Annotated in this window: 24 protein-coding genes; 15 read left to right on the top strand and 9 right to left on the bottom strand. The window is 33.8% G+C overall.

What is annotated here, in order from left to right:
* Nucleotides 1-75 precede the first annotated feature (75 nt).
* Together dprA and PBN93_RS07030 are read left to right on the top strand one after the other, a co-directional pair.
* Nucleotides 76-1,176, top strand: coding sequence for a DNA-processing protein DprA (dprA, locus tag PBN93_RS07035; RefSeq protein WP_271081762.1), 1,101 nt, complete (start codon nucleotides 76-78; stop codon nucleotides 1,174-1,176).
* Between the two features lie 276 nt (nucleotides 1,177-1,452).
* Nucleotides 1,453-2,205, top strand: a complete 753-nt coding sequence (locus tag PBN93_RS07030) for an FKBP-type peptidyl-prolyl cis-trans isomerase (RefSeq protein ID WP_271081761.1) — start codon at nucleotides 1,453-1,455, stop codon at nucleotides 2,203-2,205.
* A gap of 29 nt (nucleotides 2,206-2,234) precedes the next feature.
* Here PBN93_RS07030 and trpS read toward each other — a convergent pair whose 3' ends face one another.
* Nucleotides 2,235-3,203 (bottom strand): tryptophan--tRNA ligase, encoded by a 969-nt coding sequence (gene trpS, locus PBN93_RS07025; protein WP_271081760.1) that lies wholly within the window; start codon nucleotides 3,201-3,203, stop codon nucleotides 2,235-2,237.
* Nucleotides 3,204-3,348: 145 nt separating this feature from the next.
* On the opposite strand from trpS, the gene PBN93_RS07020 reads away from it, so the two are divergent.
* Nucleotides 3,349-4,107 carry a lysophospholipid acyltransferase family protein gene (locus PBN93_RS07020; RefSeq protein WP_271081759.1) on the top strand — a complete coding sequence of 253 codons (759 nt, stop codon included), beginning with the start codon at nucleotides 3,349-3,351 and terminating at the stop codon, nucleotides 4,105-4,107.
* On the opposite strand, the gene PBN93_RS07015 is transcribed toward PBN93_RS07020, so the two are convergent.
* From PBN93_RS07015 to recA, 4 genes are all read right to left on the bottom strand, one after another.
* Nucleotides 4,104-5,561 (bottom strand): outer membrane beta-barrel protein, encoded by a 1,458-nt coding sequence (locus tag PBN93_RS07015; protein WP_271081758.1) that lies wholly within the window; start codon nucleotides 5,559-5,561, stop codon nucleotides 4,104-4,106. The two genes, PBN93_RS07020 and PBN93_RS07015, sit on opposite strands and share 4 nt — an antisense overlap.
* Nucleotides 5,562-5,586: 25 nt before the next feature.
* Nucleotides 5,587-6,153, bottom strand: coding sequence for an RNA polymerase sigma factor (locus tag PBN93_RS07010; protein ID WP_077403405.1), 567 nt, complete (start codon nucleotides 6,151-6,153; stop codon nucleotides 5,587-5,589).
* Between the two features lie 30 nt (nucleotides 6,154-6,183).
* On the bottom strand, nucleotides 6,184-6,609 hold the full coding sequence (locus tag PBN93_RS07005; RefSeq protein ID WP_271081757.1) for a hypothetical protein: 426 nt from the start codon (nucleotides 6,607-6,609) through the stop codon (nucleotides 6,184-6,186).
* A gap of 142 nt (nucleotides 6,610-6,751) precedes the next feature.
* Complete coding sequence (gene recA / locus PBN93_RS07000; protein WP_077403498.1) at nucleotides 6,752-7,759, bottom strand: recombinase RecA; 1,008 nt, start codon at nucleotides 7,757-7,759, stop codon at nucleotides 6,752-6,754.
* Between the two features lie 291 nt (nucleotides 7,760-8,050).
* On the opposite strand from recA, the gene trhO reads away from it, so the two are divergent.
* The 8 genes from trhO (at nucleotide 8,051) to PBN93_RS06960 (ending at nucleotide 16,222) form a co-directional block, all read left to right on the top strand.
* Nucleotides 8,051-9,082, top strand: a complete 1,032-nt coding sequence (trhO, locus tag PBN93_RS06995; RefSeq protein ID WP_077403399.1) for an oxygen-dependent tRNA uridine(34) hydroxylase TrhO — start codon at nucleotides 8,051-8,053, stop codon at nucleotides 9,080-9,082.
* A 245-nt stretch (nucleotides 9,083-9,327) separates the two neighbouring features.
* Nucleotides 9,328-10,665 carry a PSP1 domain-containing protein gene (locus PBN93_RS06990; protein WP_271081756.1) on the top strand — a complete coding sequence of 446 codons (1,338 nt, stop codon included), beginning with the start codon at nucleotides 9,328-9,330 and terminating at the stop codon, nucleotides 10,663-10,665.
* The gene (locus PBN93_RS06985; RefSeq protein WP_271081755.1) at nucleotides 10,652-11,137 is read left to right on the top strand and encodes a gliding motility lipoprotein GldH; all 486 of its coding nucleotides are present in this window, start codon (nucleotides 10,652-10,654) and stop codon (nucleotides 11,135-11,137) included. The genes PBN93_RS06990 and PBN93_RS06985 overlap by 14 nt, the downstream gene beginning before the upstream one ends.
* Nucleotides 11,138-11,139: 2 nt before the next feature.
* Complete coding sequence (locus PBN93_RS06980; RefSeq protein ID WP_271081754.1) at nucleotides 11,140-13,485, top strand: penicillin-binding protein 1A; 2,346 nt, start codon at nucleotides 11,140-11,142, stop codon at nucleotides 13,483-13,485.
* Nucleotides 13,486-13,501: 16 nt separating this feature from the next.
* A complete protein-coding gene (locus tag PBN93_RS06975; RefSeq protein ID WP_077403387.1) occupies nucleotides 13,502-14,200 on the top strand; it encodes a CoA transferase subunit A in 699 nt (232 codons plus the stop codon).
* Between the two features lie 11 nt (nucleotides 14,201-14,211).
* On the top strand, nucleotides 14,212-14,550 hold the full coding sequence (locus PBN93_RS06970) for a hypothetical protein (RefSeq protein ID WP_271081753.1): 339 nt from the start codon (nucleotides 14,212-14,214) through the stop codon (nucleotides 14,548-14,550).
* A 39-nt stretch (nucleotides 14,551-14,589) separates the two neighbouring features.
* Complete coding sequence (locus PBN93_RS06965) at nucleotides 14,590-15,243, top strand: 3-oxoacid CoA-transferase subunit B (protein WP_077403381.1); 654 nt, start codon at nucleotides 14,590-14,592, stop codon at nucleotides 15,241-15,243.
* A gap of 436 nt (nucleotides 15,244-15,679) precedes the next feature.
* Nucleotides 15,680-16,222 carry a thioredoxin family protein gene (locus tag PBN93_RS06960; protein WP_271081752.1) on the top strand — a complete coding sequence of 181 codons (543 nt, stop codon included), beginning with the start codon at nucleotides 15,680-15,682 and terminating at the stop codon, nucleotides 16,220-16,222.
* 72 nt (nucleotides 16,223-16,294) lie between these two features.
* Here PBN93_RS06960 and PBN93_RS06955 read toward each other — a convergent pair whose 3' ends face one another.
* The 3 genes from PBN93_RS06955 to PBN93_RS06945 are packed head-to-tail and all read right to left on the bottom strand — an operon-like array spanning nucleotide 16,295 to nucleotide 19,759.
* Nucleotides 16,295-17,041 carry a succinate dehydrogenase/fumarate reductase iron-sulfur subunit gene (locus PBN93_RS06955; protein ID WP_077403375.1) on the bottom strand — a complete coding sequence of 249 codons (747 nt, stop codon included), beginning with the start codon at nucleotides 17,039-17,041 and terminating at the stop codon, nucleotides 16,295-16,297.
* A 10-nt stretch (nucleotides 17,042-17,051) separates the two neighbouring features.
* Entirely contained in the window at nucleotides 17,052-19,067 is a 2,016-nt protein-coding gene (locus tag PBN93_RS06950; RefSeq protein WP_271081751.1) for a fumarate reductase/succinate dehydrogenase flavoprotein subunit, read from the bottom strand.
* Between the two features lie 14 nt (nucleotides 19,068-19,081).
* The gene (locus PBN93_RS06945; RefSeq protein WP_077403370.1) at nucleotides 19,082-19,759 is read right to left on the bottom strand and encodes a succinate dehydrogenase cytochrome b subunit; all 678 of its coding nucleotides are present in this window, start codon (nucleotides 19,757-19,759) and stop codon (nucleotides 19,082-19,084) included.
* 162 nt (nucleotides 19,760-19,921) lie between these two features.
* Here PBN93_RS06945 and PBN93_RS06940 point away from each other — a divergent pair, with 162 nt between their 5' ends.
* The 4 genes from PBN93_RS06940 (at nucleotide 19,922) to PBN93_RS06925 (ending at nucleotide 25,610) form a co-directional block, all read left to right on the top strand.
* Nucleotides 19,922-20,812 carry an ATP-grasp domain-containing protein gene (locus tag PBN93_RS06940; protein ID WP_271081750.1) on the top strand — a complete coding sequence of 297 codons (891 nt, stop codon included), beginning with the start codon at nucleotides 19,922-19,924 and terminating at the stop codon, nucleotides 20,810-20,812.
* Nucleotides 20,790-21,764 carry a succinylglutamate desuccinylase/aspartoacylase family protein gene (locus PBN93_RS06935; protein WP_077403364.1) on the top strand — a complete coding sequence of 325 codons (975 nt, stop codon included), beginning with the start codon at nucleotides 20,790-20,792 and terminating at the stop codon, nucleotides 21,762-21,764. The genes PBN93_RS06940 and PBN93_RS06935 overlap by 23 nt, the downstream gene beginning before the upstream one ends.
* A 364-nt stretch (nucleotides 21,765-22,128) precedes the next feature.
* Nucleotides 22,129-23,703: a hypothetical protein gene (locus PBN93_RS06930; RefSeq protein WP_077403495.1), complete on the top strand. Its 1,575-nt coding sequence runs from the start codon at nucleotides 22,129-22,131 to the stop codon at nucleotides 23,701-23,703.
* A gap of 77 nt (nucleotides 23,704-23,780) precedes the next feature.
* Nucleotides 23,781-25,610, top strand: coding sequence for a cytochrome-c peroxidase (locus PBN93_RS06925; protein WP_271081749.1), 1,830 nt, complete (start codon nucleotides 23,781-23,783; stop codon nucleotides 25,608-25,610).
* Nucleotides 25,611-25,626: 16 nt separating this feature from the next.
* Here PBN93_RS06925 and PBN93_RS06920 read toward each other — a convergent pair whose 3' ends face one another.
* Nucleotides 25,627-26,481, bottom strand: coding sequence for a hypothetical protein (locus tag PBN93_RS06920; RefSeq protein ID WP_077403357.1), 855 nt, complete (start codon nucleotides 26,479-26,481; stop codon nucleotides 25,627-25,629).
* Nucleotides 26,482-26,564: the final 83 nt, after the last annotated feature.

Here is a 26,564-nt window from a genome sequence, read left to right as displayed (position 1 = left end):
CTTTTAACATTTAGCGTAACTTTTTATTAACATTTTAATTGTTGTATTTTGTAGCCAATTACAGAACACCTCTAAATGACTACAACAGAATTAATTGCAACTTTAAGACTACAGAGCATTCCTAATATTGGAAGCGTAACCGCTAAAAAATTAATTGCACATTGTGGTAGCGCTTCGCAAATTTTTAGCAGTTCAAAAGCAGATCTTTTAAAAATTGATGGCATTGGAACACTAAAACTGAAAAATATTTTTGATACAGCTCATTTAGATGCTGCAGAAGAAGAACTTCAATATATTGAGAAAAACAATATTGAAACCCTCTATTTTAAAGATGAAGAGTATCCAGATTATCTAAAACACGCTATAGATGCCCCTATTTTACTGTTTAAAAGAGGTAATATCAACCTAAATAACCGAAAAATAATTAGTGTAGTTGGTACCCGTAAAATTACAAGCTATGGCACAGCATTTTGTGAAAAATTTATAGCAGATATAGCGCCTTTAAATCCTGTTATTGTAAGTGGTTTTGCATACGGAGTAGACATTTGCATACAAAAAGAAGCTATTAAACACGGTTTGCAAACCATTGGCTGCTTGGCCCATGGCTTAAACCAAATTTATCCAAAAGTACATAGCAAATACACAGCAGACATAGAAAAAAATGGTGGATTTTTAACAGAATTCTGGAGTACCAGCACACCAGAACGCGAAAATTTCTTAAAGCGGAACAGAATTATTGCTGGACTAAGTGAGGCTACAGTGGTAATAGAATCTGCAGAAAAAGGTGGCAGTTTGGTAACAGCAGATATGGCACACGGTTATAACAGAGAGGTTTTTGCAGTTCCTGGCAGAGCGCAAGATAAATATAGCTTAGGATGCAACAACTTAATTAAGCAACAAAAAGCACAAATGATAACCTCTGCTGCAGATGTTGTTTATTTGTTAGATTGGCAACCCAAACAAGAGCCAAAAATTACACAACAACAATTGTTTGTAGAGCTCACCGAGATAGAACAACAAATACACTCTTTTTTACAAACTGAAGGCAAACAATTACTAGACACTATTGCTATAGCTTGTAATATTCCTGTATTTAAAACCTCGTCTACATTACTTAATATGGAAATGAAAGGAGCTATTAGACCCTTGCCCGGAAAATTGTTTGAAGCTATATAAAATCACTATAAAAAAAGCATTAATACTGCACTAACCCATCTAAAACAAACAAACTAGTTAGTTTGCTGCCCAAATAAACAATAGCTTACTGTACATTAATAAAGTTGTTGGTCTAATAAATATATCTAATAATCCTAAAAAATATAATGGTTGCTGTTGTAAAATTTTACACAACATACCAAGTAGTTTGTTTTAATAAATTATTAAATAGAAAATTAGACTTGAAGAAATACTACAGATTTTGGTTATTTTTGAGTGAAAATTTAGAAAACAAAAATGAAAAAATTAGTAGTAGCAGCATTAGCTCTTTGTATATGTACCGTTAGTTATGCTCAAAAAAAGAAAGACTTAATAAAGGAAGTAGCCGCTTTAAAATCTGAAGCTTCTATCCTAAAAAATGAGTTAAATGAGCTTAAAAAAGCCAAAGAAGTAAACCTAAACGACAGTATACACAAATTTAGTTACGCATTTGGTGTTGAAATAGGAAGTAACCTTAAAATGGTAGGCATAAAGTCTATTAATTATGATGTTTTTGCAGTTGCTTTAGAAGAAACTTTAAATGGCAACGAAAAAATAGCTAAAGTAGATGCTAGTGATTTAATTCGTAAAAACATTTCTGAGCTAAAAGAACTGGAAGCTAAAAAACAGCGTAAAGAGGGTGAGCTATTTTTAGCAGAAAACGCTAAAAGAGAAGGTGTAAAAACTACCGAAAGCGGATTACAATACGAGATATTAACTGCAGGAAATGGAGCAAAACCAACTGCTGATGATGAAGTAGAAGTACATTATGAGGGTAAACTTATAGACGGAACTATTTTTGATAGTTCTATACAACGTGAAGAATCTATAGTTTTTGGCGTATCACAAGTTATAAAAGGATGGACAGAAGCTCTACAATTAATGCCTGTAGGCTCTAAATATCGAATTTATATTCCTCAAGAACTAGCGTATGGTGAGAGAGGAGCAGGAGGCCAAATACCTCCTTACGCCGCTTTAATTTTTGATGTAGAATTAATTTCTATTAAATAATATAACCATCAGTAGCTTAAGAGCAGAAGTTAGTAACCAACTTTTGCTCTTACTCTATTTAATACCTCATTTGCAACTGCAGATGCTTTTGCTGCTCCTTTTGCTAAAGCAGCATCTACCTCATCCAAATTATTCATATAGTAATTGTACTTTTCACGTGCATCTGCAAACTTGTCTACAATAAGTTCAAACAACTCTTGCTTGGCGTGTCCGTAACCATAATTACCTCCTTTATACTTAGCACGCATTTCTTCAACCTGTTGTGGTGTTGCTAATATTTTATACAGTTCAAAAACATTATCACCTTCTGGCTCTTTAGGGTCTTCCATTGGTGTACTATCTGTCTGTATGCCCATAATTTGTTTTCGCAACTTTTTATCTGTCTGAAACAAATTAATTAAGTTTCCCTTACTCTTACTCATTTTATCGCCATCTGTACCAGGAATAAATTTAGACTCCTCTTGTACTTTTCCTTGTGGTAAAACAAATGTTTCTCCTAGTTGCGCATGAAACCTAGAGGCTACATCCCTAGTAATTTCTAAATGTTGCATTTGATCTTTACCCACAGGCACAATCTCAGCGTCATACAACAATATATCTGCCGCCATAAGCATAGGGTAGGTAAACAACCCAGCATTAACATCGTCTAACCTATCTGCTTTATCTTTAAAAGAATGTGCTAAGGTTAATCTTTGGTACGGAAAAAAACAGCTTAAATACCATGATAATTCTGTGGTTTGCGGAACATCACTTTGTCTGTAAAAAACAGTTTTTTCAATATCTAATCCAAAAGCAAGCCAGGTAGCAGCTACAGCATAGGTGTTGTTACGTAATTCTTCTCCGTTTTTTATTTGCGTTAGTGAATGCATATCTGCAATAAAAAGAAAAGATTCGTTTTTAGGGTCGTTTGCCATTTCTATAGCTGGCATAATTGCCCCTAAAATATTCCCCAAATGTGGCACTCCTGTGCTCTGTACTCCTGTTAAAACTCTTGCCATTTTATTTAAAATAATTGTAAAAATCAAAGGTAGTGCAAATAGAAGAATAGACCAACATTTTGGTTTTTGCTTTTTTTGAATTTACTACAATTTAAAAAGTAAACTTTTTTAACCATAGTTTTAATTAATTGCTATTTTTGAAGCTATGTTCACTCTTTTAAAAAACACAGGTCATTTACTATACAGAATTTGGTTTTATATACTTGTAGCACTGCCTATACTCTTATTTTTTCCGTTATTATTTATCTTTTGTATAAAAGAAAAATGGTATCCTTACTTTTTTTGGATGGCACGTAATTGTTGGGCAAGACCAATATTACTGGGTATGGGTTGCCCACAGCAAATAAAAAGAGAACAAAAAATAGAAAAAGGGAAAAGCTACATGTTAGTTGCAAACCACACCAGTATGTTAGACATTATGCTAATGCTGCGTGCTAGCAGAAACCCTTTTGTTTTTGTAGGTAAAAAAGAGCTGGTTAAAATTCCGCTTTTTGGCTTCTATTACAAACGTGTGTGCATTATGGTAGACCGCAGCAATACCAAAAGTAGAACTGCTGTATATATGCGTGCACAAAGAAGATTAAAACAAGGACTAAGTATTTGTATTTTTCCTGAAGGCGGTGTGCCAGAAGAAGATGTTATTTTAGATGAATTTAAAGACGGAGCTTTTAAAATGGCTATTGCCCATAAAATACCTATTGTGCCTATGACATTTTTAGACTGCAAAAAACGTTTTTCATTTACTTTTTTTAGCGGAAGCCCAGGTTTATTGCGCGTAAAAATTCATTCCTTTTTTGAAACCAAGGAGTTAGATGAAGAGCATAAAGCAACATTAAGAGAAGACGTACGAAACGTTATACTTAAAGAGCTACAAAGCAAAAAACCAACTGGTATATCTTTTTAAAACTTAAAACTAAGACCACTATAAACGCCCATAGAAAAAGGCTGAAAATCTCCAGAGCTATTAGAAAATGTATTTAATTGGTATTTAAACATTGGCTCTACGCTTAACTGCATTTTAGGCGTAAACATGTAATTAAGTCCAAAACCAACATTAGTACTAAAATTAAGACTATTAATATTATTAGACTCTCCTATTTTAGTTACTAAATCATCAGATTCTAAGGAAATAGAATTATCTACTAAAAACAAAGAACTTACACCGCCTATCAGGTTTACACCAAATTTACCCTCTGTAAGCGCATAATTAAGCTCTAAAGGAACCTCTAAATACCCAAATTGCTGTACCATTTTACCCTCTCTACTAGTACTTTTATTTGCATAACTAAATTCCTCTGATTTTGGACTGCTCGGTACTAAAAGTGCATCTGAATCTGTTTGTATAACTATACTTTCTGCATTTGAACTGTAATCTATTGTATTAACCATACTATTACTTTTAGGATCAAAAGCAGACTTAAAAAAAACATTATTGGTATTGTAGCCATAGTCTACCTTATGTACACCAGAGCGTATACTTAATTTCTTATTTACAGTATAAGCTACAGTAACACCGTAACTCATATTTACATTACCAGACTTTGAGTTTGATACAAAACTAGGGTCTACAGGAGAACCATCTTTTAAAGAATTAAAATATACTGGCGCCACATTAGCACCTACAGACCACTTGTCTTTTTTTACAGACGCAACAGCTTTTTCTTCAGTCTCATTTATGGCATCATAAATAGATTTTTTACCAATAGTATCTGCACTTACAACTGCTTCTTCTATTTCTTTAGAAAAAAATTGTTCTTTTTCTTCTTTTAGGTTTGGTGTTGATTTTGTTTCAACACTATCTACCTTACCTACTTCTTTGTTGTGCTTTGCCGCATTTTTAACTAAAGCAGCTGCAATAACACTATTCTCTCTGTTTTTAACAGTTAATAAAGTTGTAGCTTTTTCTCTTGTTACTTTATGTTTTTGTGTAGCTGTAAAAGTATTAGCTTTGTTCTTATTGGTTACAGATGCATTATTAACGTGTTCTTTATTTGTAGTAGTTACAACAGAACCTTCATTAATAGGTAAATTAATATTGTTCTTACTAGTAGTGTCCTCTCCATTTATTTTTGCATTCTTATCTACAATTTCTGCATTTGTATTAGGCAATACCTTTTCTGTATCTGTAATTGCAGGCACTATTGCATCATCAGCCATAAAAAAAGGCTTTACCGCAAAAAACAACAAAGCAAAAACAGCAGCTATTCCGCCAAGTTTCCACCAGATAGGAATTACAAACCTATCTTTTTTCTTATCGTCTAAAGACGCATTTAGCCGCTGCCAAACTTTATCATCTGGCATTTCTCCAAAGTCTTTAAACTTATCCTGGAATAGCTTATCTAAATTTTCTTTACTCATTTTAATATTTATATACCAATTGCTATTAAAATTGCAACCAACAAAATAGCACTATTGCAACTACTATTTTTAGCTTTGTTTTTTCTATTTTATCCTTTAAAATTTGTCGCGCTCTTGCTAAGTTAGATTTAGATGTGCCTGCCGTTGTACCCAACAAATCTCCTATTTCTTTATGTGTATAACCATCTAGCACATATAAATTAAACGTGGTTCTGTATTTGTACGGCAACTCTTGTATGTAACTTAATAGCATTGACAAAGAAGGTGTGTCTTCCTCTACCTCAACCACTACAGGCTCCTCTATTTTTTCTTCTTCTTTTATAGCTACGTAGGTTTCCTTCCTGTATTTCTGTAAAACAGTATTAACGGTAATTCGTTTTATCCATCCATCAAAAGAACCATTAAACTTAAACTGACCAATTTTATTAAAAATGACCATAAAACTATCATGTAAATTGTCTTCTGCCTCTTCTTTATTTTTTGAATATTTTAAACAAACACCATAAAGCATAGGTGCGTAATGGCGGTAAAGTTGCTCTTGTGCAGCTCTATTGCCTTTTACACAGTTATGTATAGTTTCATTTAAATCCAAAAAAAATAAAATGGTTGGTTATAAAATAGTTTATTGGTTTACTGGTACTGTAAACTCTATATACTGGTCTTCTCCGTCTTCATTTTGTCCTGTCCAAAATTTAAACAAATAATCTTCTTTGTAAATTACTTCAAAATCAAAATTTACTTCTACCTCTTCTGTACTTGCTTGGCAATTATCATTACCTATTAATTCTGTACCAATAGGATACACTTCTCTTTCTGTAAGTTGATGTTTATGAATGTCAAAACCCTCAAAATAAGTACAAGCATTAGGCTTAGCATAGGTAACATAAATGGTATACCTCTCTCCAAAATCAAAAGACTCTGGCACCTCTGCGCTAAGCACCTTTAAATTTACATATTTAAAATTAGTATTATCATCATCATCTAAAGAACAAGCGTTAAAAGAAAAGCTTATTACCAAAAGCATTAAAATACTTAAACTTTTTTTCATAATGTAATTAATTATATTGTTGTTATCTAGATGATTATTATTTGGTAGGGTTGCGTTAAAAACGACAAAATCCCGAAAAAATCGGGATTTTGTATACTTAAACCTTTATAAAGGTTTAAAAGATATATTTTAAGATAAAAAATTAAGCTGTAACTGCCTTAATTGCTTCTTTAATTTTAACCTCTAACTCTTCAAGCAATTCTGGGTTATCTGCTAAAATATTTTTAACAGCATCCCTACCCTGACCAAGTTTTGTATCACCATAACTAAACCAAGAACCACTCTTTTTTATAATTTCATATTGCACACCCAGGTCTAAAATTTCTCCAACTTTAGAAACACCTTCTCCATACATGATATCAAATTCGGTAGTTCTAAACGGTGGTGCAACTTTGTTTTTAACAACTTTTACACGTGTTTTGTTACCTTGCACGTCACCATCTGTATTTTTAATTTGTGTAGATCTTCTTATATCTAAACGCACAGAAGCATAAAACTTTAAAGCATTACCACCAGTAGTAGTCTCAGGGTTACCAAACATAACACCAATTTTTTCTCTTAACTGGTTAATAAAAATTACCGTACAATTTGTTTTACTAATAGAACTTGTTAGTTTACGCAATGCTTGTGACATTAGTCTTGCATGTAAGCCCATTTTAGAGTCACCCATTTCACCTTCAATTTCACTTTTAGGTGTTAAAGCAGCAACAGAATCTACAATAACAATATCAATAGCACCAGACCTAATTAAATTATCTGCAATTTCTAAAGCCTGCTCACCATGATCTGGCTGAGAAATAATTAAATTATCTATATCTACTCCTAGTTTTTCTGCATAAAAACGATCAAAAGCGTGCTCTGCATCTATAAAAGCAGCAATACCACCAGCTTTTTGAGCCTCTGCAATAGCATGCAACGTTAATGTTGTTTTACCAGAAGATTCTGGTCCATATATTTCTATAACTCTACCACGAGGATAACCTCCTACGCCTAAGGCAATGTCTAACCCTAAAGATCCAGAAGATATAACAGCTACATCTTCTACAACTTTATCTCCCATTTTCATTACAGAACCCTTACCGTAAGTCTTATCTAGCTTGTCTAAAGTTAATTTTAACGCTTTTAATTTTGCTTCTTTTTCGTTGCTCATTTCTAATAGTGTTTGTACCGCTAAATTACCATTTCTTTTGTCATAATACAATGCCTACGCAACCTTTTTACCAAAGCTGCATCTACAAGGTGTGTTCACCTTCAATCTTAAAACGAAGGCGCCCTAAAATTATACATTTTTAAGGCAGGTTTATTTTTCCGCTTTGTTGGTTAAGTTGGAAAAAGCATCTAAAAAGGGTTTAACTTTGTGTTATAACCCTTTTTTGTTGTCCAAAACCTCAATATTTTATAGCTTTGCCGCTATTCTTTAACTTAATTAAATTAGTATAGCATGCAACTGTACAATACATTAAGCGCCAAAGAAAGAGCAGCCCTAATTGAAGAGGCTGGTAAGGAACGCCTAACCATTTCTTTCTATAAATATGCGCACATTGGCAACACCTCTTTATTTAGAGATCACCTATTTATAACTTGGGACCAATTAGAAGTTCTTGGTCGTATTTATGTAGCAACAGAGGGCATAAACGCTCAATTATCTGTTCCTGCAGAAAACTTTAATGCCTTTAAAGCACATTTAGATAGTATTACATTTTTAGAAAATGTACGCTTAAATATTGCTATTGAACAAGACAATATGTCTTTTTTAAAATTGAAGGTAAAAGTGCGCAATAAAATAGTTGCAGATGGTTTAAACGACAATGCTTTTGATGTAACAAACAAAGGAGTACACGTTAATGCCGAAAAATTTAACGAACTTATTGAAGATCCAAATACAGTTTTGGTAGATATGCGTAACCATTACGAAAGTGAAATTGGTCACTTTAAAAACGCTATTACTCCAGATGTAGATACTTTTAGAGACTCTTTAGATATTATAGAAAACGATTTAAAAGACCACAAAGAAGATAAAAAACTAGTAATGTATTGTACAGGCGGCATACGTTGTGAAAAAGCAAGTGCCTATTACAAACATAAAGGCTTTAAAAACGTTTACCAACTAGAAGGCGGTATTATTGAATACACAAGACAAGTAACCAACAAAAACCTAGAAAATAAGTTTATTGGTAAAAACTTTGTTTTTGATCATAGACGCGGTGAGCGCATTACGGATGATGTTATTGCAAACTGCCACCAATGCGGAGATCCTTGTGACACGCACGTAAACTGTGCTAATGAGGCCTGCCATTTGCTGTTTATACAATGCGAAAAATGCGCTACAGAAATGAACAATTGCTGCTCTACAGAATGTAAAGACATACACGCATTACCATATGAAACACAAAAAGAGCTTAGACGTGGCAAAACAGTAAGTAATAAAATTTTCAAAAAAGGAAGATCTGAAGTATTAAGGTACAAAAAATAGATTTTAAAAAACATAAAGCCAAAAATAAAAAGCTGCTAAAACACTTGTTTTTAGCAGCTTTTTTGTGCCAAAATAACTACCAACATAAAACTATTTTACTCAGTTTAAATAATTAACATTTTACAATAAACTACTGTCTTATTTATTTCAACTTAAAAATAGTATCTTTACGGTTAAGTAAATTAATATGAACCTTTTTTGACAAGAAGTAGCTTTACTTTTTTAGTCAAATCAATATATATAATATGGGTTGTAGCAGTTGTTCAACTGGTAAAGACGGCCAACCAAAAGGATGTAAGAACAATGGTACTTGCGGAACAGATGGCTGTAATAAATTAACGGTTTTTGATTGGCTCTCTAACATGTCGTTGCCAAACGGGGCAGAGCCTTTTAATTGTGTAGAGGTACGCTTTAAAAATAGTAGAAAAGAATTTTTTAGAAACACAGATAAATTATCTCTAGCAATTGGAGACTTAGTAGTAACCGAAGCAAAATCTGGTTATGACGTTGGTATGGTAACACTTACAGGGGAACTTGTAAGAGTACAAATGAAAAAGAAGAAAATTGCTATAGACAGTGATGACATTTTAAAACTATACCGAAAAGCTAGTCAAAAAGATGTAGATACGTGGCAAAATTGCAGGGATAGAGAAGAAGCCATTAAAAAACGAGCCCGGGAAATTGCAATTGCTCTTAACTTGCAAATGAAAATATCTGATGTTGAGTTTCAAGGAGATGGCTCTAAAGCTACATTTTATTACACAGCAGAAGACAGGGTAGATTTTAGACAGTTAATAAAAGATATGGCCAAAGCATTTTCTATACGTATAGAAATGCGCCAAATTGGCTACAGACAAGAAGCACAACGCTTAGGAGGTATTGGGTCTTGCGGCAGAGAGTTATGCTGTTCTACTTGGTTAACAGACTTTAGATCTGTTAGTACCGCTGCAGCACGCTACCAACAATTGTCTCTTAATCCTCAAAAGTTAGCTGGCCAATGTGGCAAACTAAAATGTTGCTTAAACTATGAGTTAGATGTGTATTTAGATGCCTTAAAGGATTTTCCTAGTCAAGACACTAAAATATTTACTGAAAAAGGTGTTGCATACTGTCAAAAAACAGACATTTTTAAAGAGATGTTATGGTTCTCTTACAAAGACGATGCAGCAAACTGGCATATGCTTACCAAAGATCAAGTAAATGAACTTGTTGCACTTAACAAGCAAAAAGAAAAAATTGTTAGCTTAGAAGATTATGCCTTAGAAAACATTGTTGAAGAAAAAGCAATGGTGTTTGAAAATGTTGTTGGCCAAGACAGTTTAACTCGTTTTGACAAACCAAAAAAGTCTAACAAAAAGAGACGCAACAATAATAAAAAACGCAACAACAACAACAACAACAACAACAACAACAACAACAATCCAAATAGCAAAAGACATAAACCAAAGCCTAACCCAAACAGCAAGAGCAACAACGCTAAAAGTCCGGCTAAAAAAAGACCTGTTACTAACAAAAAAAATAACAACCAAAATAGCAACAGCAACCCTAACAAAAAAAGACCTTCAAAAAATGCTAAGAAATAGTTTTATCATTTTTTTACTTGCACTCTTAGGTGCCTGCAACTCTAATATTGTAGAAACCAAATACAAGGCAACTAAAAATGGCGTTTGGAATAAAGATGAAACAATAAATTTTTCATTTAATGCACCAGATACCATTAGCAGGTATAATGTATTTATCAACCTAAGAAATGATAATACATTTCCTTACAGCAACTTATTTTTAATATCAGAGTTAAGTTTCCCAAACGGAACCGTTATAAAAGACACCCTAGAATACCAAATGGCTAAACCAAATGGTGAGTGGCTAGGCAAAGGCGATGGAAGCGTAAAGGAAAATAAGCTCTGGCTTAAAGAAAACATCGTTTTCCCAGAAAACGGCGTATATACATTACAAATATCACAAGCTATGCGTAAAAATGGTAATGTAAACGGCATAGTAAATTTAGAAGGCATCACTGATGTTGGGTATCAAATAGAAAAAATTAAAGAATAGCAATGGCAAAGGCTGTAAAGAAAAAAGAAAGTAAACCGTTTTTTAAGTTTATTAAATGGTTTTGGATATTATTTGTTGTAGGTATTATATCTGTAGTGCTTATATTTTTGTTAGCATCTATGAATGCTTTTGGCGAGTTACCAGATTTTGAACGCTTAGAGAATCCTCAAACAAATTTAGCTAGTCAAATTATCTCCTCAGATGGTGAGTTATTAGGCAAGTACTATTATGAAGACAACAGAACAGATGTTGCATACGAACAATTACCAAAACATTTAGTAGATGCTTTAGTTGCCACCGAAGATGCACGTTATTTTGAGCATTCTGGCATAGATGCTCGTGGTACTTTAAGAGCATTTTTCTATTTAGGAAAAAAAGGAGGCGCTAGTACAATTTCTCAGCAGTTAGCAAAGCAATTGTTTACTGGCCAAGCAGCAAGAGGATGGCAACGTTACACTCAAAAAATTAAAGAATGGGTTATTGCAACACGTTTAGAGCGCCAATATACTAAAGAAGAAATTATAGCTATGTATTTTAACATCTATGATTTTGGTAACAATGCAGACGGTATACGTTCTGCCTCTCGTATTTATTTTGGTAAAGAGCCAAAAGATTTAGACGTTAAAGAATCTGCTATGCTTGTAGGTATGTTTAAAAACTCATCTTTGTACAACCCTACTCCTAAAAGAAACCCAAAAGGAACTTTAAATCGTAGAAATGTAGTGTTAGCACAAATGGCTAAATACGGCTACATTACTCAAAAGGAAAAAGACTCATTACAAAAAACACCGCTAAGTCTTAACTTTTCTCCAGAAAACCATAAAGAAGGTCTTGCAACATATTTTAGAATGTACTTACAAGGGTTTATGAGCGATTGGGCAAAGAAAAACCCTAAGCCTGCATTAAAAGGAGAACGCGACAAATGGAACTTATTTTTAGACGGTTTAAAAATTTACACCACTATTGACTCTAGAATGCAGAAAAACGCAGAAGTAGCTGTAGAAAAGCACATGACAAAGCTACAGGCTGAGTTTTTTGTTCAAAACACACCAGAACGTAATAAAACTGCTCCATTTTTAGACCTAAACAAAGACGAGGTAAATAGAATATTGGAAAGAGGTATGAAAACTTCAGACCGCTGGAGATCTATGCAGAGAAACGGAAAATCTGAAAAAGAAATAAGAGCTGCATTTAAAAAGCCAATTCCAATGAAGGTTTTTAGCTGGACAACCAAAACAAAAAACAAAGACACCGTAATGTCTCCTTTGGACTCTATTAGATATCACAAATCTTTTTTAAGAACAGCTATGATGTCTATGGAACCACAAACAGGACATGTTAAAGCTTGGGTTGGCGGTATAAACTATAAGTATTTTCAGTATGACAATGTGTATAGCGGGTCTAGACAAGCTGGTTCTACATTTAAACCGTTTGTGTATGCTGCCGCTATAGACCAATTGCGTTTATCTCCATGTGATTCTATTATGGACACTCAACATTGTATTGCAGCTGGCAAACACGGCAATACAGACGCTTGGTGTCCTAAAAACTCAGATGGCAAGTATTCAGGAAAAATGATGACGCTTAAACACGCATTAGCAAATTCCGTAAACTCTGTTACTGCAAAATTAATAGATGAAGTTGGCCCTGCTCCTGTAGTACAAATGGCAAAAAAATTAGGCATTTCTAAAGAATTACCAGAAGTACCTTCTATTGCTTTAGGTACGGCAGATATGAGTGTGTATGAAATGGTTGGCGCATATGGCGCATTTGCAAACCAAGGCGTATATGTAAAACCTGTAATGGTTACAAGAATTGAAGATAAAAACGGTACTGTTTTATACGAGTACACTCCAGAAACAAGAGACGTTATGAGCAAAGATGTTGCTTATGCCGTTGTAAATTTAATGGAAGGTGTTACCCAAGGTGGCTCAGGAACAAGGCTAAGACATAAATATCAAGCGAACAGAAGAGACTACAAAGAAGTTATGACTGGCTACCCTTATGAACTTAGCAATCCTATTGCTGGTAAAACAGGAACTACACAAAACCAAAGTGATGGTTGGTTTATGGGTATGGTGCCAAACCTAGTTACTGGTGTTTGGGTTGGCGGCGAAGATAGAGCAACACATTTTAAAAGTATAACCTATGGACAAGGTGCAGCTATGGCTTTACCAATTTGGGGTATGTACATGAAAGCAAACTACGCAAATAAAGATTTGGGTATATCAGACAAAGCATTTACTAAACCAAAAGACTTATCTATTAATGTAGATTGTGCTAAGGTTAGAAAAGAAATGCAACAAGACCAACGTGTGGACGACGATATAGACGATCTTGATTTTTAACTAATTCTTATTTAAAATGATTAGAAAAACAGTAACAAACGTTAAAGAAGCATTAAAAGGTGTAAAAGACAATATGACTTTTATGGTTGGTGGTTTTGGATTATGCGGCATACCAGAAAATGCAATACAAGAACTAGTAAACCTAAATGTTAAAGGCATTACCTGTATCTCTAATAATGCAGGTGTAGACGATTTTGGACTTGGTTTACTACTACAAAAAAGACAAGTAAAAAAAATGGTGTCTTCATACGTAGGGGAAAATGATGAGTTTGAGAGACAAATGTTGAGTGGCGAACTAGAAGTAGAGTTAACACCACAAGGTACCTTAGCAGAAAAATGTAGAGCAGCTCAATCTGGTTTTCCAGCATTCTATACACCAGCAGGTTACGGCACAGAGGTAGCAGAAGGTAAAGAAACAAGGGAGTTTAATGGTAAAATGTATGTTTTAGAAGAAGCTGCTAAAGCAGATTTTGCTTTTGTAAAAGCCTGGAAGGGTGATGAAGCTGGTAATCTTATATTTAAAGGAACAGCACGTAACTTTAATGCAGTAATGTGTGGCGCAGCTACAATAACTGTTGCAGAGGTTGAAGAATTACTACCAGCCGGAAGCTTAGACCCAAACGAAATTCACGTTCCAGGAATATTTGTACAACGTATTTTTCAAGGAAAAGATTATCAAAAAAGAATAGAGCAACGCACTGTAAGAACCAAATAGTAACATAGCATATGAAATTAGCATATAGATGCCCTTCTTGCAAAGCAACAAATTACTACACACCAGTAATTGCAACCAGAGGAGATTTACATATGAAAATTGGTGATAGTTTTGATGCTAATTGCTCAAATTGTAATTCTAAAGAAAAAGTACATATAAATAAAATTACCGCAGTACAAGACAAAAAACTAATATTAATAGGCGCCGTAATTGGCCTTGTCACTGCAATAATCTTATGGTCTATTTTTGGCGCTATCGGAACAGTTGCAGTAGGTATTCCCATAATATTTATGACTGTAGAAAGTAGTGCTACAAACGCCTTTAACAAATATATGATAAGACGCAGGTAGCTTATCAAAATAAAAATATTCAATTTTATAGTAACTATTATGCTAGATAAAAACGGAATAGCTAAACGAATAGCAAAGGAAGTACAAGACGGATTTTATGTAAATCTGGGTATTGGCATACCTACTTTAGTTGCCAATTTTGTAAATAACAATATAAGTGTTGAGTTTCAGAGTGAAAATGGCGTTTTAGGTATGGGGCCCTTTCCTTTTGAAGGCGAAGAAGATGCAGATATCATTAATGCTGGCAAGCAAACTATAACAACTCTACCAGGCGCTTCATTTTTTGACTCTGCAACAAGTTTTGGTATGATAAGAGGCCAACATGTAGACCTTACAATTTTAGGTGCTATGGAAGTTGCAGAAAATGGCGATATAGCAAACTGGAAAATACCTGGAAAGATGGTAAAAGGTATGGGAGGAGCAATGGACCTAGTTGCATCTGCAGAAAATATTATTGTTGCAATGATGCATACAAACAGAGCAGGAGAATCTAAATTACTAGATAAATGCACCTTACCCTTAACTGGTGTGGGATGCGTAAAAAAAATAGTAACAAACTTAGCAGTTTTAGAGGTCACAAAAGATGGATTCTTACTTTTAGAAAGAGCTCCTGGCGTAACAGTAGACCAAATAAAACAAGCAACTAAAGGCACATTAATTATAAATGGCGAAGTTCCTGAGATGGATATTTAGGCAAAAAATGTAGTTATACAACACAAAAGTTTAGTTATACAACAATTGTTTTAAAATTATAACTATCAAATATATATTTACAAAGTATAATAAGTTTAACCCCAAATTAAAACTTTTAACAACCTAGATTATGAATACCCAAATTTACCCAACATCAGAGAAAGTAATTTACAAGAAAAGTTTCTTTTCTGGAGTTATTAGCTTAACGAAAAAACTATTTATGTTCTCATAAATGAGTTTAAACTGAAGACATTAAAAGGAGCTACATTTTAATAAATGTAGCTCCTTTTTTATTCTAACAGCAAACAAAACTAAAGCCCTTTAATACAAAATATATAATTAACAGATAAGTTTACATTAAATTATATTAAAATAGGCTTAAAACGCTTGATTTGCTCGATAAAGGCACGTAAATTACGTACTAAATATTATTAGAATGAAAAACATTAAACACACCACACAAATTTTAGTATTGTTATTTTTTACAATGGTTGTATCTGCACAAGTACCAAAAGACCACAACAACAAAGAGCGACTATTAGGAAAAATTAGCAAATCTGACTTAACAAAAAACACCTTTGCAAATTGGTTTACACCAAATTACAATAATTATAAGGTAGATGCAGAGACCATTAAACGTATAGAAAAACAACTTAAACATTACAAAATTGTTGCGTTTATAGGCACTTGGTGCGAAGATAGCAAAAGAGAAACACCTCCTTTTTACAAAGTACTAGAAGCCGCAAATTTTCCAATGGAAAATTTTAGTATTGTTGCGGTAGACAACGCCAAGAACAACTATAAAAAAAGCCCCGGAGGAGAAGAAAAAGGGTTAAATATTACACGTGTGCCTACTTTTATTTTGTATAAAAATGGTAAAGAAGTAAACCGAATTGTAGAATCCCCAATAACAAGCATAGAAAAAGACTTAGAAGCTATTGTAACAGGAAACACTTATATTCCAAATTACGCAAAATAGAACTAAGAGGAATAAAAAAATCCCAAGTTGTAACAACTTGGGATTTTTAATTTTATAGCGGTAGCGTATTGCTTAACCTTTAATATTTGCAGCTAAAAACTCACGGTTCATACGCGCAATGTTTTCTAAAGAAATTCCTTTAGGACATTCTACTTCACAAGCTCCAGTATTGGTACAGTTACCAAAACCTTCTAAATCCATCTGAGCAACCATATTTTTAACACGGTCTACAGCCTCTACTTGTCCTTGTGGTAATAATGCATATTGAGATACTTTAGCGCCAACAAATAACATAGCCGAAGAGTTTTTGCAACTTGCCACACAAGCACCGCAACCAATACAAGTTGCAGCATCCATAGCTTCATCTGCAGCGTGTTTAGAAATAGGAATAGCATTAGCATCTTGCGTATTACCAGAAGTGTTTACAGATATATAACCACCTGCATGCTGTATACGGTCAAAAGCACCTCTATCTACAACTAAATCTTTTAAAACAGGAAAAGCTTTTGCTCTAAAAGGCTCTATAGTAATTGTATCACCATCTTTAAACATACGCATATGCAACTGGCAAGTAGTAACTCCTCTATCTGGACCGTGCGCTTCTCCATTTATAAACATAGAGCACATTCCACAAATACCCTCACGACAGTCGTGATCAAAAGCTACTGGCTCTTCACCAGAATTAATTAATTGCTCGTTTAAAACATCCATCATTTCCAAGAAAGACATATGTTCTGAGATCTCAGTCACTTTATAATCGACCATCTTACCTTTCGACTGAGCGTCTTTTTGACGCCAAATTTTAAGTGTTAAATTCATAATGTCTATCTTATTTGTATGAACGTTGTTTTAATTCAATTTCATTAAACTCTAGCTCCTCTTTATGAAGTACAGCCTCGCCAGGTTCTCCCTTATATTCCCATGCAGAAACAAATGCAAACTCTTTATCATTACGCTTTGCCTCTCCTTTTTGTTCTCCATCTAACTCTACAGATTCTTCTCTAAAGTGTCCTCCACATGATTCTTCTCTAACAAGTGCATCTTTAGCAAATAACTCACCTAGCTCTAAGAAGTCTGCAACACGTCCAGCTTTTTCTAACTCGGCATTTAATTCATTTGCATTACCAGGAACACTTACGTTTTTATAAAAATCTTCGCGTAATGCCTTAATCTCTGCCATAGCTTCTTTTAAGCCTTCTGCGTTACGAGACATACCGCATTTCTCCCACATTATGTTACCTAATTTCTTGTGGTAATAATCTACAGAATGCTTACCATTGTTATTTACAAAGAAATCAATTTTATCTTTAACCTCTTTTTCAGCAGCATCAAACTCTGGTGTGTTAGTAGGTATTTTACCTGTTCTAATCTCGTGAGATAAATAATCACCAATTGTGTAAGGCAACACAAAATAACCATCTGCTAAACCTTGCATTAAAGCAGAAGCTCCAAGTCTGTTTGCACCGTGATCAGAGAAGTTAGCCTCACCAATACAGTATAAACCGTCTACAGTAGTCATTAAATTGTAATCTACCCATACACCACCCATTGTGTAGTGAACTGCAGGATATATCATCATTGGCGTTTTGTATGGATCTTGATCTACAATTTTCTCATACATCTGGAACAAGTTACCGTATTTAGCCTCAACTATAGCCTTACCTAAATCGTAAATTTTTTGTTTAGATGGATTTTGAATATTGTGAATTTTTGCTTGCTCTTTACCATAACGCTCAATAGCTGATGCAAAATCTAGATAAACAGCTTCACCCGTTGCATTTACACCGTAACCAGCATCACAACGTTCTTTAGCCGCTCTAGATGCAACATCACGTGGTACCAGGTTACCAAATGCAGGATATCTTCTTTCTAAGTAATAATCTCTTTCATCTTCAGACAAATCGGTTGGCTTTTTCTTACCCTCACGAATTGCTTTAACATCTTCAATATTTTTAGGCACCCAAATACGTCCATCGTTACGTAAAGACTCAGACATCAAAGTTAATTTAGACTGATAGTCTCCTGAACGAGGAATACAAGTTGGGTGAATTTGCGTGTAGCAAGGGTTTGCAAAAAACGCCCCCTTTTTATGTATTTTCCAGGCTGCTGTTGCATTAGAACCCATTGCATTGGTAGATAAGAAATAAACATTACCATAACCACCAGAGGCAATTACTACTGCATGAGCAGAATGACGTTCTATTTCACCAGTAACCAAGTTACGAGCAATAATACCACGAGCTTTACCGTCTACTTTTACAACGTCTAGCATTTCATGACGATTGAACGGAGTAATTTTACCACGCGCAATTTGTCTGTTCATTGCAGAATATGCTCCCAATAATAACTGTTGTCCTGTTTGTCCTTTAGCGTAAAAAGTTCTTGAAACCAATACGCCTCCAAAAGAACGGTTATCTAACAAACCACCGTAATCACGTGCAAAAGGAACACCTTGAGCAACACACTGGTCTATTATATTTGCTGATACCTCAGCCAAACGATAAACGTTTGCTTCGCGAGAACGGTAATCACCACCTTTAATTGTATCGTAAAATAAACGGTAGGTAGAATCTCCATCTCCTTGATAATTTTTTGCTGCATTTATACCACCTTGTGCAGCAATAGAGTGCGCTCTACGCGGAGAATCTTGGTAGCAAAATGTTTTAACATTGTAGCCCAACTCCGCTAACGTAGCAGCAGCAGAACCACCAGCCAAACCAGTACCAACAACTATAACATCTATATTACGTTTGTTAGCAGGGTTAACTAAATCTATGTGGTTTTTATAATCGGTCCACTTTGTTTTAAGCGGGCCTTTAGGTACTTTAGAATCTAATACAGACATATGATACTATATTATTAATGATTAAAATGATGAAAAAGGGCTATAAAAATAAATCCTAAAGGAATTATTATAGCATAAGCCTTACCAAAAGCCTGAAGCTTTTGTTTTCTCATAGAGCTAACTCCAGAAGATTGAAACGCAGAACTAAATCCGTGCATAAGGTGTAAAGATAAAAACACAAATGCCAAAACATAAGCGCCAACTCTTATTGGGTTAACAAACTTGTGTGTAAGCTCTTCGTAATAACGAAAACCTTCACCATCCGCTAACAATCCAGACATATCGCCTTGGATGTATTTGGTGTTTATTTCTGGTAACCAGAAATCAATAAAATGTAATACTAAGAAACCAAGGATAGCTAAACCGCTATAAATCATGTTTCTACTCATCCAGCTAGAATTAGCCGCTCCATTGTTTTTTGCATACTTTACAACCCTTGCTTGTCTATTTTTAAATTCTAAAATAAAGCCCATAATAAAATGGTACATTACTCCAAAAATTAATATCGGTTGTAATAAATACTGTACCGCCCAAAAAGTACCCATAAAATGAGAAGCCTCATTAAACGCGTTTGGACTAAACACCGATAAAACATTAATAGCAAAATGCTGAAGTAGAAAAAACATTAAAAATAAAGCAGAAAGCGCCATCGCATACTTTCTACCAATTGAAGATTTAAAAAATCCGCTCATTTGTTGTTAGTTTTGTTTTACAAATTTACGACTCAATTAAGTTATCAACAAACTTTGCTTAAAATATGTAACGTATTTAGAATTATTTTAAAGAAACTTTGATTAACAATTCTGTTAATTACTATTTTTGACCGATATTCATAGAAAATTTAAGAGTAAAAAATGGACATTGGCTTACTTTCTGTTAGTATGGGCGTGTACTCTACACGAAGAATTGCACAAGAAGCAGAAAAGCGCGGGCATTATATAGAGCTCGTAGACCACACCAAATGCTCCGTAAAGTTAGGAGCAACTACTCCTAAAATTTATTTAAACGAAGAAGACATTACCAATGAGTTTGATGCTATTATTCCTAGAATAGGGAATAAAGTAACCAGGCACGGTGCAGCTGTAGTTAGGGAGTTTGAACTAAATGGTGTTTTTACCACTGTAAAATCTTTAAGTATTTTAAAAGCAAGAAACAAGGTAAAAACATTACAAATAATGTCAAGATGTGGCGTACCTGTTCCAGAAACTTTATTTTCTATAAACCCAAATAACATAGAGTCTCAAATAGCACTGCTTGGTGGAACACCAGTAATTATTAAGTTGCAAGAAGGCACACAAGGTTTAGGTGTAATACTAGCAGAAACAGAAAAATCTGCAAAATCTATAATAGATACTTTTTACAAAATGGATACAAGTATCTTGATACAAAAATTTATTAAAGAATCTAACGGAGAAGACATAAGAATTTTTATTGTTGGCAACAAAATTGTTGCTAGTATGAAAAGAACCAGTGAAGCTGGGGAATTTAGATCTAATGTACACAGAGGTGCCTCTGTACAGGCAATAGAACCAACAGCATATGAATGTAAAATAGCGCTTAGAGCAGTAAAACAACTAGACCTTGGTGTTGCAGGCGTAGATTTAATACGATCTAAAAACGGCCCTTTACTTATTGAGGTTAATGCATCTCCAGGGTTAGAAGGCATAGAAAGTGCAACAGGCGTTAATGTTGCCAAAAAAATTATTGAATACGTAGAAAAAAATGCTTTTAAAAGACGAAAATAAAACCATAACCATTGGTACTGAAAGTGTAAAACCAGGACAAGAAAAACTGGTAAGTATAAAAATTGATAGATTACCTACTGGTACTATTATAGATATACCTATATACGTGTTTAACTCAAAAAACCCTGGGCCAACATTATTGGTGCAAGCGGGTTTACATGGCGATGAAATAAACGGCATTGAAATTGTACGTAGAATGCTAGACAAAAAGTATTTTAACGTTACAAAAGGATGCATTATAGCAGTACCCATTTTAAATATATTTGGATTTATACATTTTTCTAGAGAATTACCAGATGGAAAAGACGTTAATAGAAGCTTTCCTGGTTCTAAATCTGGATCATTAGCAAGTAGAATAGCATATCACTTTACAAAAGAAATTTTTCCTCAAATAGATTTTGGAGTGGATTTACATACTGGTGGCGGAAGTAGATCTAATTATCCTCAAACTCGTTATACAGCAACAGACAAAGACAGTGAAGAGCTTGCTACTATTTTTAATGCTCCCTTTACTTTTTCATCGGACCTAATACCTAAATCTTTTAGAAAAACTGCTTTTACCAAGGGCATACCAACCATTGTGTACGAAGCTGGGGAAAGCATGCGTTTTGATGAATATTCAATAGAACAAGGAGTACAGGGAATTTTAAACATTTTACATCATTTTAAAATGATTAATAAAACTGAGGCACTATTAGCTGAAAAAGAAGAAACAGTACACTTAACCAACAGAAAATGGTTAAGAGCTCCTACCGCTGGTATGTTTTTGCCTAAAATTAAGAATGGTAGTGATATCAAAAAAGGGGCTGTTATTGGTATTGTTACAGATGCGTTTTCTAAACGAAATAAAGAAATTAAAGCTCCATTTAATGGTTGTGTTTTTTGCATTAACCATCAAGCAGTAGTTAACCAAGGAGAAGCACTTTTTCATATTGGAGAATTGGCCAAATAAGAGTTAATTTTTCAAATTAAAATACAAAACATTAAAAATTTAAACTTCAATTTACAAACCAATTAGTTTGCACCTTACCATTTACCCAGTCAATATCTAACCGAGTAAGCATTTTATCGTCCTTTAATAATATTTAATGGTGTGTAGATGATACTCATCAAAAAAAACATAATATAATAACAAACTATTTGGTTTGTTTATTAACATCTGTTATTAAGAATAATTACAATTAGTAACCTTAACTTAAAATAGTAACATTAACACAAAATTTACTTAATACAAACACCATAGTGAGTTAACAATATTGGTGCTGTTGAATAATACTTTTGCTCTGCGAGAAATAATAACCAACAACACTAAAAAAATGTATAAAAAATTATTAGTTAAAACTTTTGTATTCTCTTTAATAGGAGCAAGCATTATGAGCTGTAATCCAGAAGATGGATTAGATGGCACTAACGGAAAAGATGGTATTGACGGCATTAACGGTCAAGATGGTGAGGACGGTGAAGATTATACACCGCCTGCAACTATTTTTGAAAATAAATCTAATATGAAACCTTTAGTTGCCGTAGATGGTCAATTTAACTTTGTAGAAGCTTATTCTTTAGTAAGCTCTAGCGATGTATTAAACTTTGGCGGTAGCGACTTTAGAATTGGTGGCGGTGCAGATGGTGCCGGATTAATTAAAAATGGAGATGGCTACGAATATGTAGTAAATTTTGAAGATCATTTTGCTGTAGCAAGATTGTCATTAGACAAAGAATTTAATATAACTGATGCAACTTACTTACTAAACTCTAGTGTGGCAGATTATGCCCGCCAGTGTTCTGGTACTATGTGGGAAAAAGAAATTCATGGTGGTGATAAAGATTTATTTTTATCTGCTTCTGAAGCTTTTAATTTTGATGTAAAAGGAATAGATCCCTTGGTAGAAACTCCTACGCCAACTGCAGATTTTGGTTTAGATGCATTGGGTGAATTTGCTTGGGAAAATGCTACTCCTTTACCACAAGGCACTTATGCAGGGCAAACAGTAATTATTGGTGGGGATGATGATTCATCTGGTTCGGAAGGACAAGTTATTATGTATCATTCTACTGCTGGTGACGCTGATTTAACTGGTGGAAAAATTTATGTTTTACGCTTAAAGCAAGTATCTGATGGCGCTGGTGCAGTAATGGCAGCAGCTGCAGACACACAATACAACGAAGGCAACTTAGATTTTCAAGAAACATATGACATAGAGTTTGTAGAAATTGTAAACGGTTCTAGTTTAACTGTAGAAGAAATGGAAACAGCTTGTAATGACGTTTTTGCATCTCAATTTATGAGAGTAGAAGATGTAGATTACCAAAAAGGAGGAGACGATAATGCAAGAAACGTTTACTTTGCAGTAACGGGTCGTGGACCAGGTAGAGGTACTTATAACGACTGGGGAACTGTTTATAAATTAGAACTAGATGCTACAAACCCATTAGAAGGTAAACTAACACAAGTAATAAGCGGTAACACAGACACAAATAATATGGATGGTAATTTAGCAATGTTACAAAGCCCAGACAACATTTGCGTAACAGAAAACTACATTTACACACAAGAAGACCCTAACTCTTTTAATAGAGGTCATGCTGCTTATATTTATCAATCGGATTTAGAGGGCAACAACTCTAGAAAAGTATTAGAATTAGTTGTTAGAAATGATTTGGCTATAAACAAAACCACTGGTTTAAGCGGAGAATTTGGTTCATTAATAGATATATCTGATAAAATTGGAGAGCCAGATACTTTTATGTTGGCATTACAACCACACTACTGGAAAAGTAATGATTTTGCTGGTGTAGATGGTGGTACACAATCTTTACAACACCCTTGGCTAGGAGACTCTCCTTACCTAGAAGGTTCTCAAATTGTAATAATTAAAGGTTTACCTAGATAAAACAAAACATATATTTACTAAAAAGATCCCTGTATCGTCTGATACAGGGACTTTTTACTATATAAATACCGCTACAAATGCCTAATAAAATTTATAAACTATTAATTGTTATTCTGTTTGCTTTATCTGCGTGTAAAGAAAAACAACAAGGCTATACAAAAACTATTACTGAAAACGATGTTAACTGGAAAGCCGCACAAGAATATTACCTAAAACACATTACAAAAGCTGGCAATTTAATAGACACGCTAAACACTGTAAAGTACAATGACAGTTTGGCAAAATCTCTATTTTTTGAGTTACGTATTGCATTTAAAAAGGCAGAACCTTTTGCAGGCGCTTTAAACCCATCTGTAACACACAAAGCAAACGGGCCAGCTTTGCCCACTTATAATGACGACAGTGGAAGAATAGTTTCCCCTGTTGGTTTACAAAAAATAGAAGAAACACTTTTTGCAGAAGATGGCAACCAAAAGGATTTTTTAAGAGAATTATATTACCAAAAAGGATTTGTAAACAACTTAAAAGAAAATATTAAAAAAAGAGACTTAACCCCTAAACGCTTTTTTATTGGCACGCACCAACAACTAATGCGTATTGCAAGCTTAGCTATGGCAGGTTTTGACACTCCAGTAACAGGTAAAAGCATAAAAGAAACTACAGTTTCATTACAAAGCTTACAGCAAGTATACAAATTAACATTACAGCCCTTAATACAGCAAAAAAACAATAAGTTAGATAAAGATTTTATTAAAAATATAAATAAGGCAGTAACATTTATTAATAACAATTCTGATTTTATAAAATTTGATAGGTATACTTTTATAAGAGATTACCTAAACCCAATTACAAAAAACTGGGTAGAAATAAGACAAACATCTCAACTTTGGGATGGAAAAACTAATGCCTATCCGTATAATTTTAATGCACCTACTTTTTTTGATGAAGATAGTTTTAACGTAAATTACTTTTTAGATGTAAATGACAGAAACCCTTCTCAAGAGAAAATTGCCTTAGGTAAAAAGTTATTTTTTGATAAAAAACTTTCTAGTGACGGCACAATGTCTTGCGCAACATGCCACTTGCCAAACAAAGGGTATACAGACGGACTAGCTTTAGGCAAAGATAATAGCAAAGGTTTATTAGAAAGAAACACTCCTACTTTACTTAATAGCATTTACCAAAAAGCTTTTTTTTGGGACGGTAGGGCTAATACCATAGACGACCAAATAAGCGCTGTTTTTAAAAACGATAAAGAGTTTAACACTAATGTACACAGGTTTTCTGGGAACATATTAAAAGACACTAGTTACATAACATTATTTAAAAATACATTTGGAGTTGTACCTAATAGTAATAGAGAAACCGTTAGAGCTATATCTGTTTATGTATCTACCTTAATTGGTTTTAATTCTAAGTTTGACAAAGATATGCGTGGTGAAACAAGTAGTTTTACAGCTGAAGAAAAAAATGGTTTCAATTTGTTTATGGGCAAAGCACTTTGTGCAACATGCCATTTTATACCATTAACTAATGGTACAGTGCCTCCATTTTTTAAAGAAACGGAAAAAGAAGTTATTGGAGTACCAAAAACAAGCAGAAACAAAGTATTAGATAGCGACAGAGGTTTTTACTGGGTTTTTGAAGAAGACTTACACGACAAAATGTTTAAAACACCAACTGTTAGAAACATTGCTTTAACAGCGCCATACATGCATAATGGCATTTACAACACCTTAGAAGAGGTTGTTAACTTTTACAATTTAGGAGGTGGTGCTGGTTTAGGCTTTAGTCTAGATCACCAAACGTTACCTTTTGATGAATTAAACCTCACAGAAAAAGAACAAAAAGACATTATAGCTTTTATGCAAACATTAACCGATAATTCGGTAGCCAATTTAAATTAAAAAGTAAAGCCAAAAACTATTTTTTGTTTTTGGCTTTATGTTTTTTGTTCAGATTTATGTATCCCCCAAAGACTACATTCCATTGAGAGAACAGAAAATCTTGTTTTCCTCTATCTGTATCTACAGGTGTGGTAATAATACTTGGCAAATTTATATAACCACTTTTTAATTCGGTCTGAATAAAAAAGACCTTAAATAGCGTTAAGTTTAAGCCTCCTGTAGCGCCTACACCATAACCTGCTAAATGAAACTCATCATTTTTACCTTTATTAAGTAAATCTGAATTTGTTTTAGGTATTAATACGCCCGCATTTACACCAACCAGCAAATTAAGGTCAGCAAAGCTAGTTAAGCTAGCTAGTTTATCATTTCTTCTAAGACCAACATTTACATAGTTTAATCCATCAGTATGTTCAAACTCTAAAAAGCTTTCTTGATCAATTACAATATCATCATTATCATAAACACCATCATAAACAGTACCTGTACCCTTTATATAGCCAGAAATTTTTACTGTTTGCAAATCATTTACTACATATTTCATATGGTCTGTACCAATAGAAATATCCCAGTGATCATTTAAAAAATAACCCACTCTAAAATTAAATTGAGGTATGGTTAAACGGCCAGGATTTAAATGCTCACTAACTTTCCACCTTAAATCATGGTCATGAGATTTTACATTCTTTAATACAAAATTATGGTCCTCCCCTTTAAATTCAATATCAGATGAAGAGTACTGGGCGGTATTCCAACCCCAATAAAAGTATAATTTGCCTTTTTTAGAATCTGTACTTAAAGTCAGATTCTCTTGTCCGTAAGCAGATGCTACTACGCTTAAAATAAAGAGCAGTATATAAAATATACGCATTTAGTATTATAAAAAATTAATAAAAATAAAAAGGATGCAAAACTAAGGCTTTAAAAAATTAGACTTTAGTATTTATAGGTTTT

Origin of the sequence: Cellulophaga omnivescoria (assembly GCF_027915275.1) — a bacterium.
Lineage (GTDB): Bacteria > Bacteroidota > Bacteroidia > Flavobacteriales > Flavobacteriaceae > Cellulophaga > Cellulophaga omnivescoria.
The sequence above is the reverse complement of the archived record's forward strand: the minus strand, read 5'-3'. Positions and strand labels throughout refer to the sequence as shown.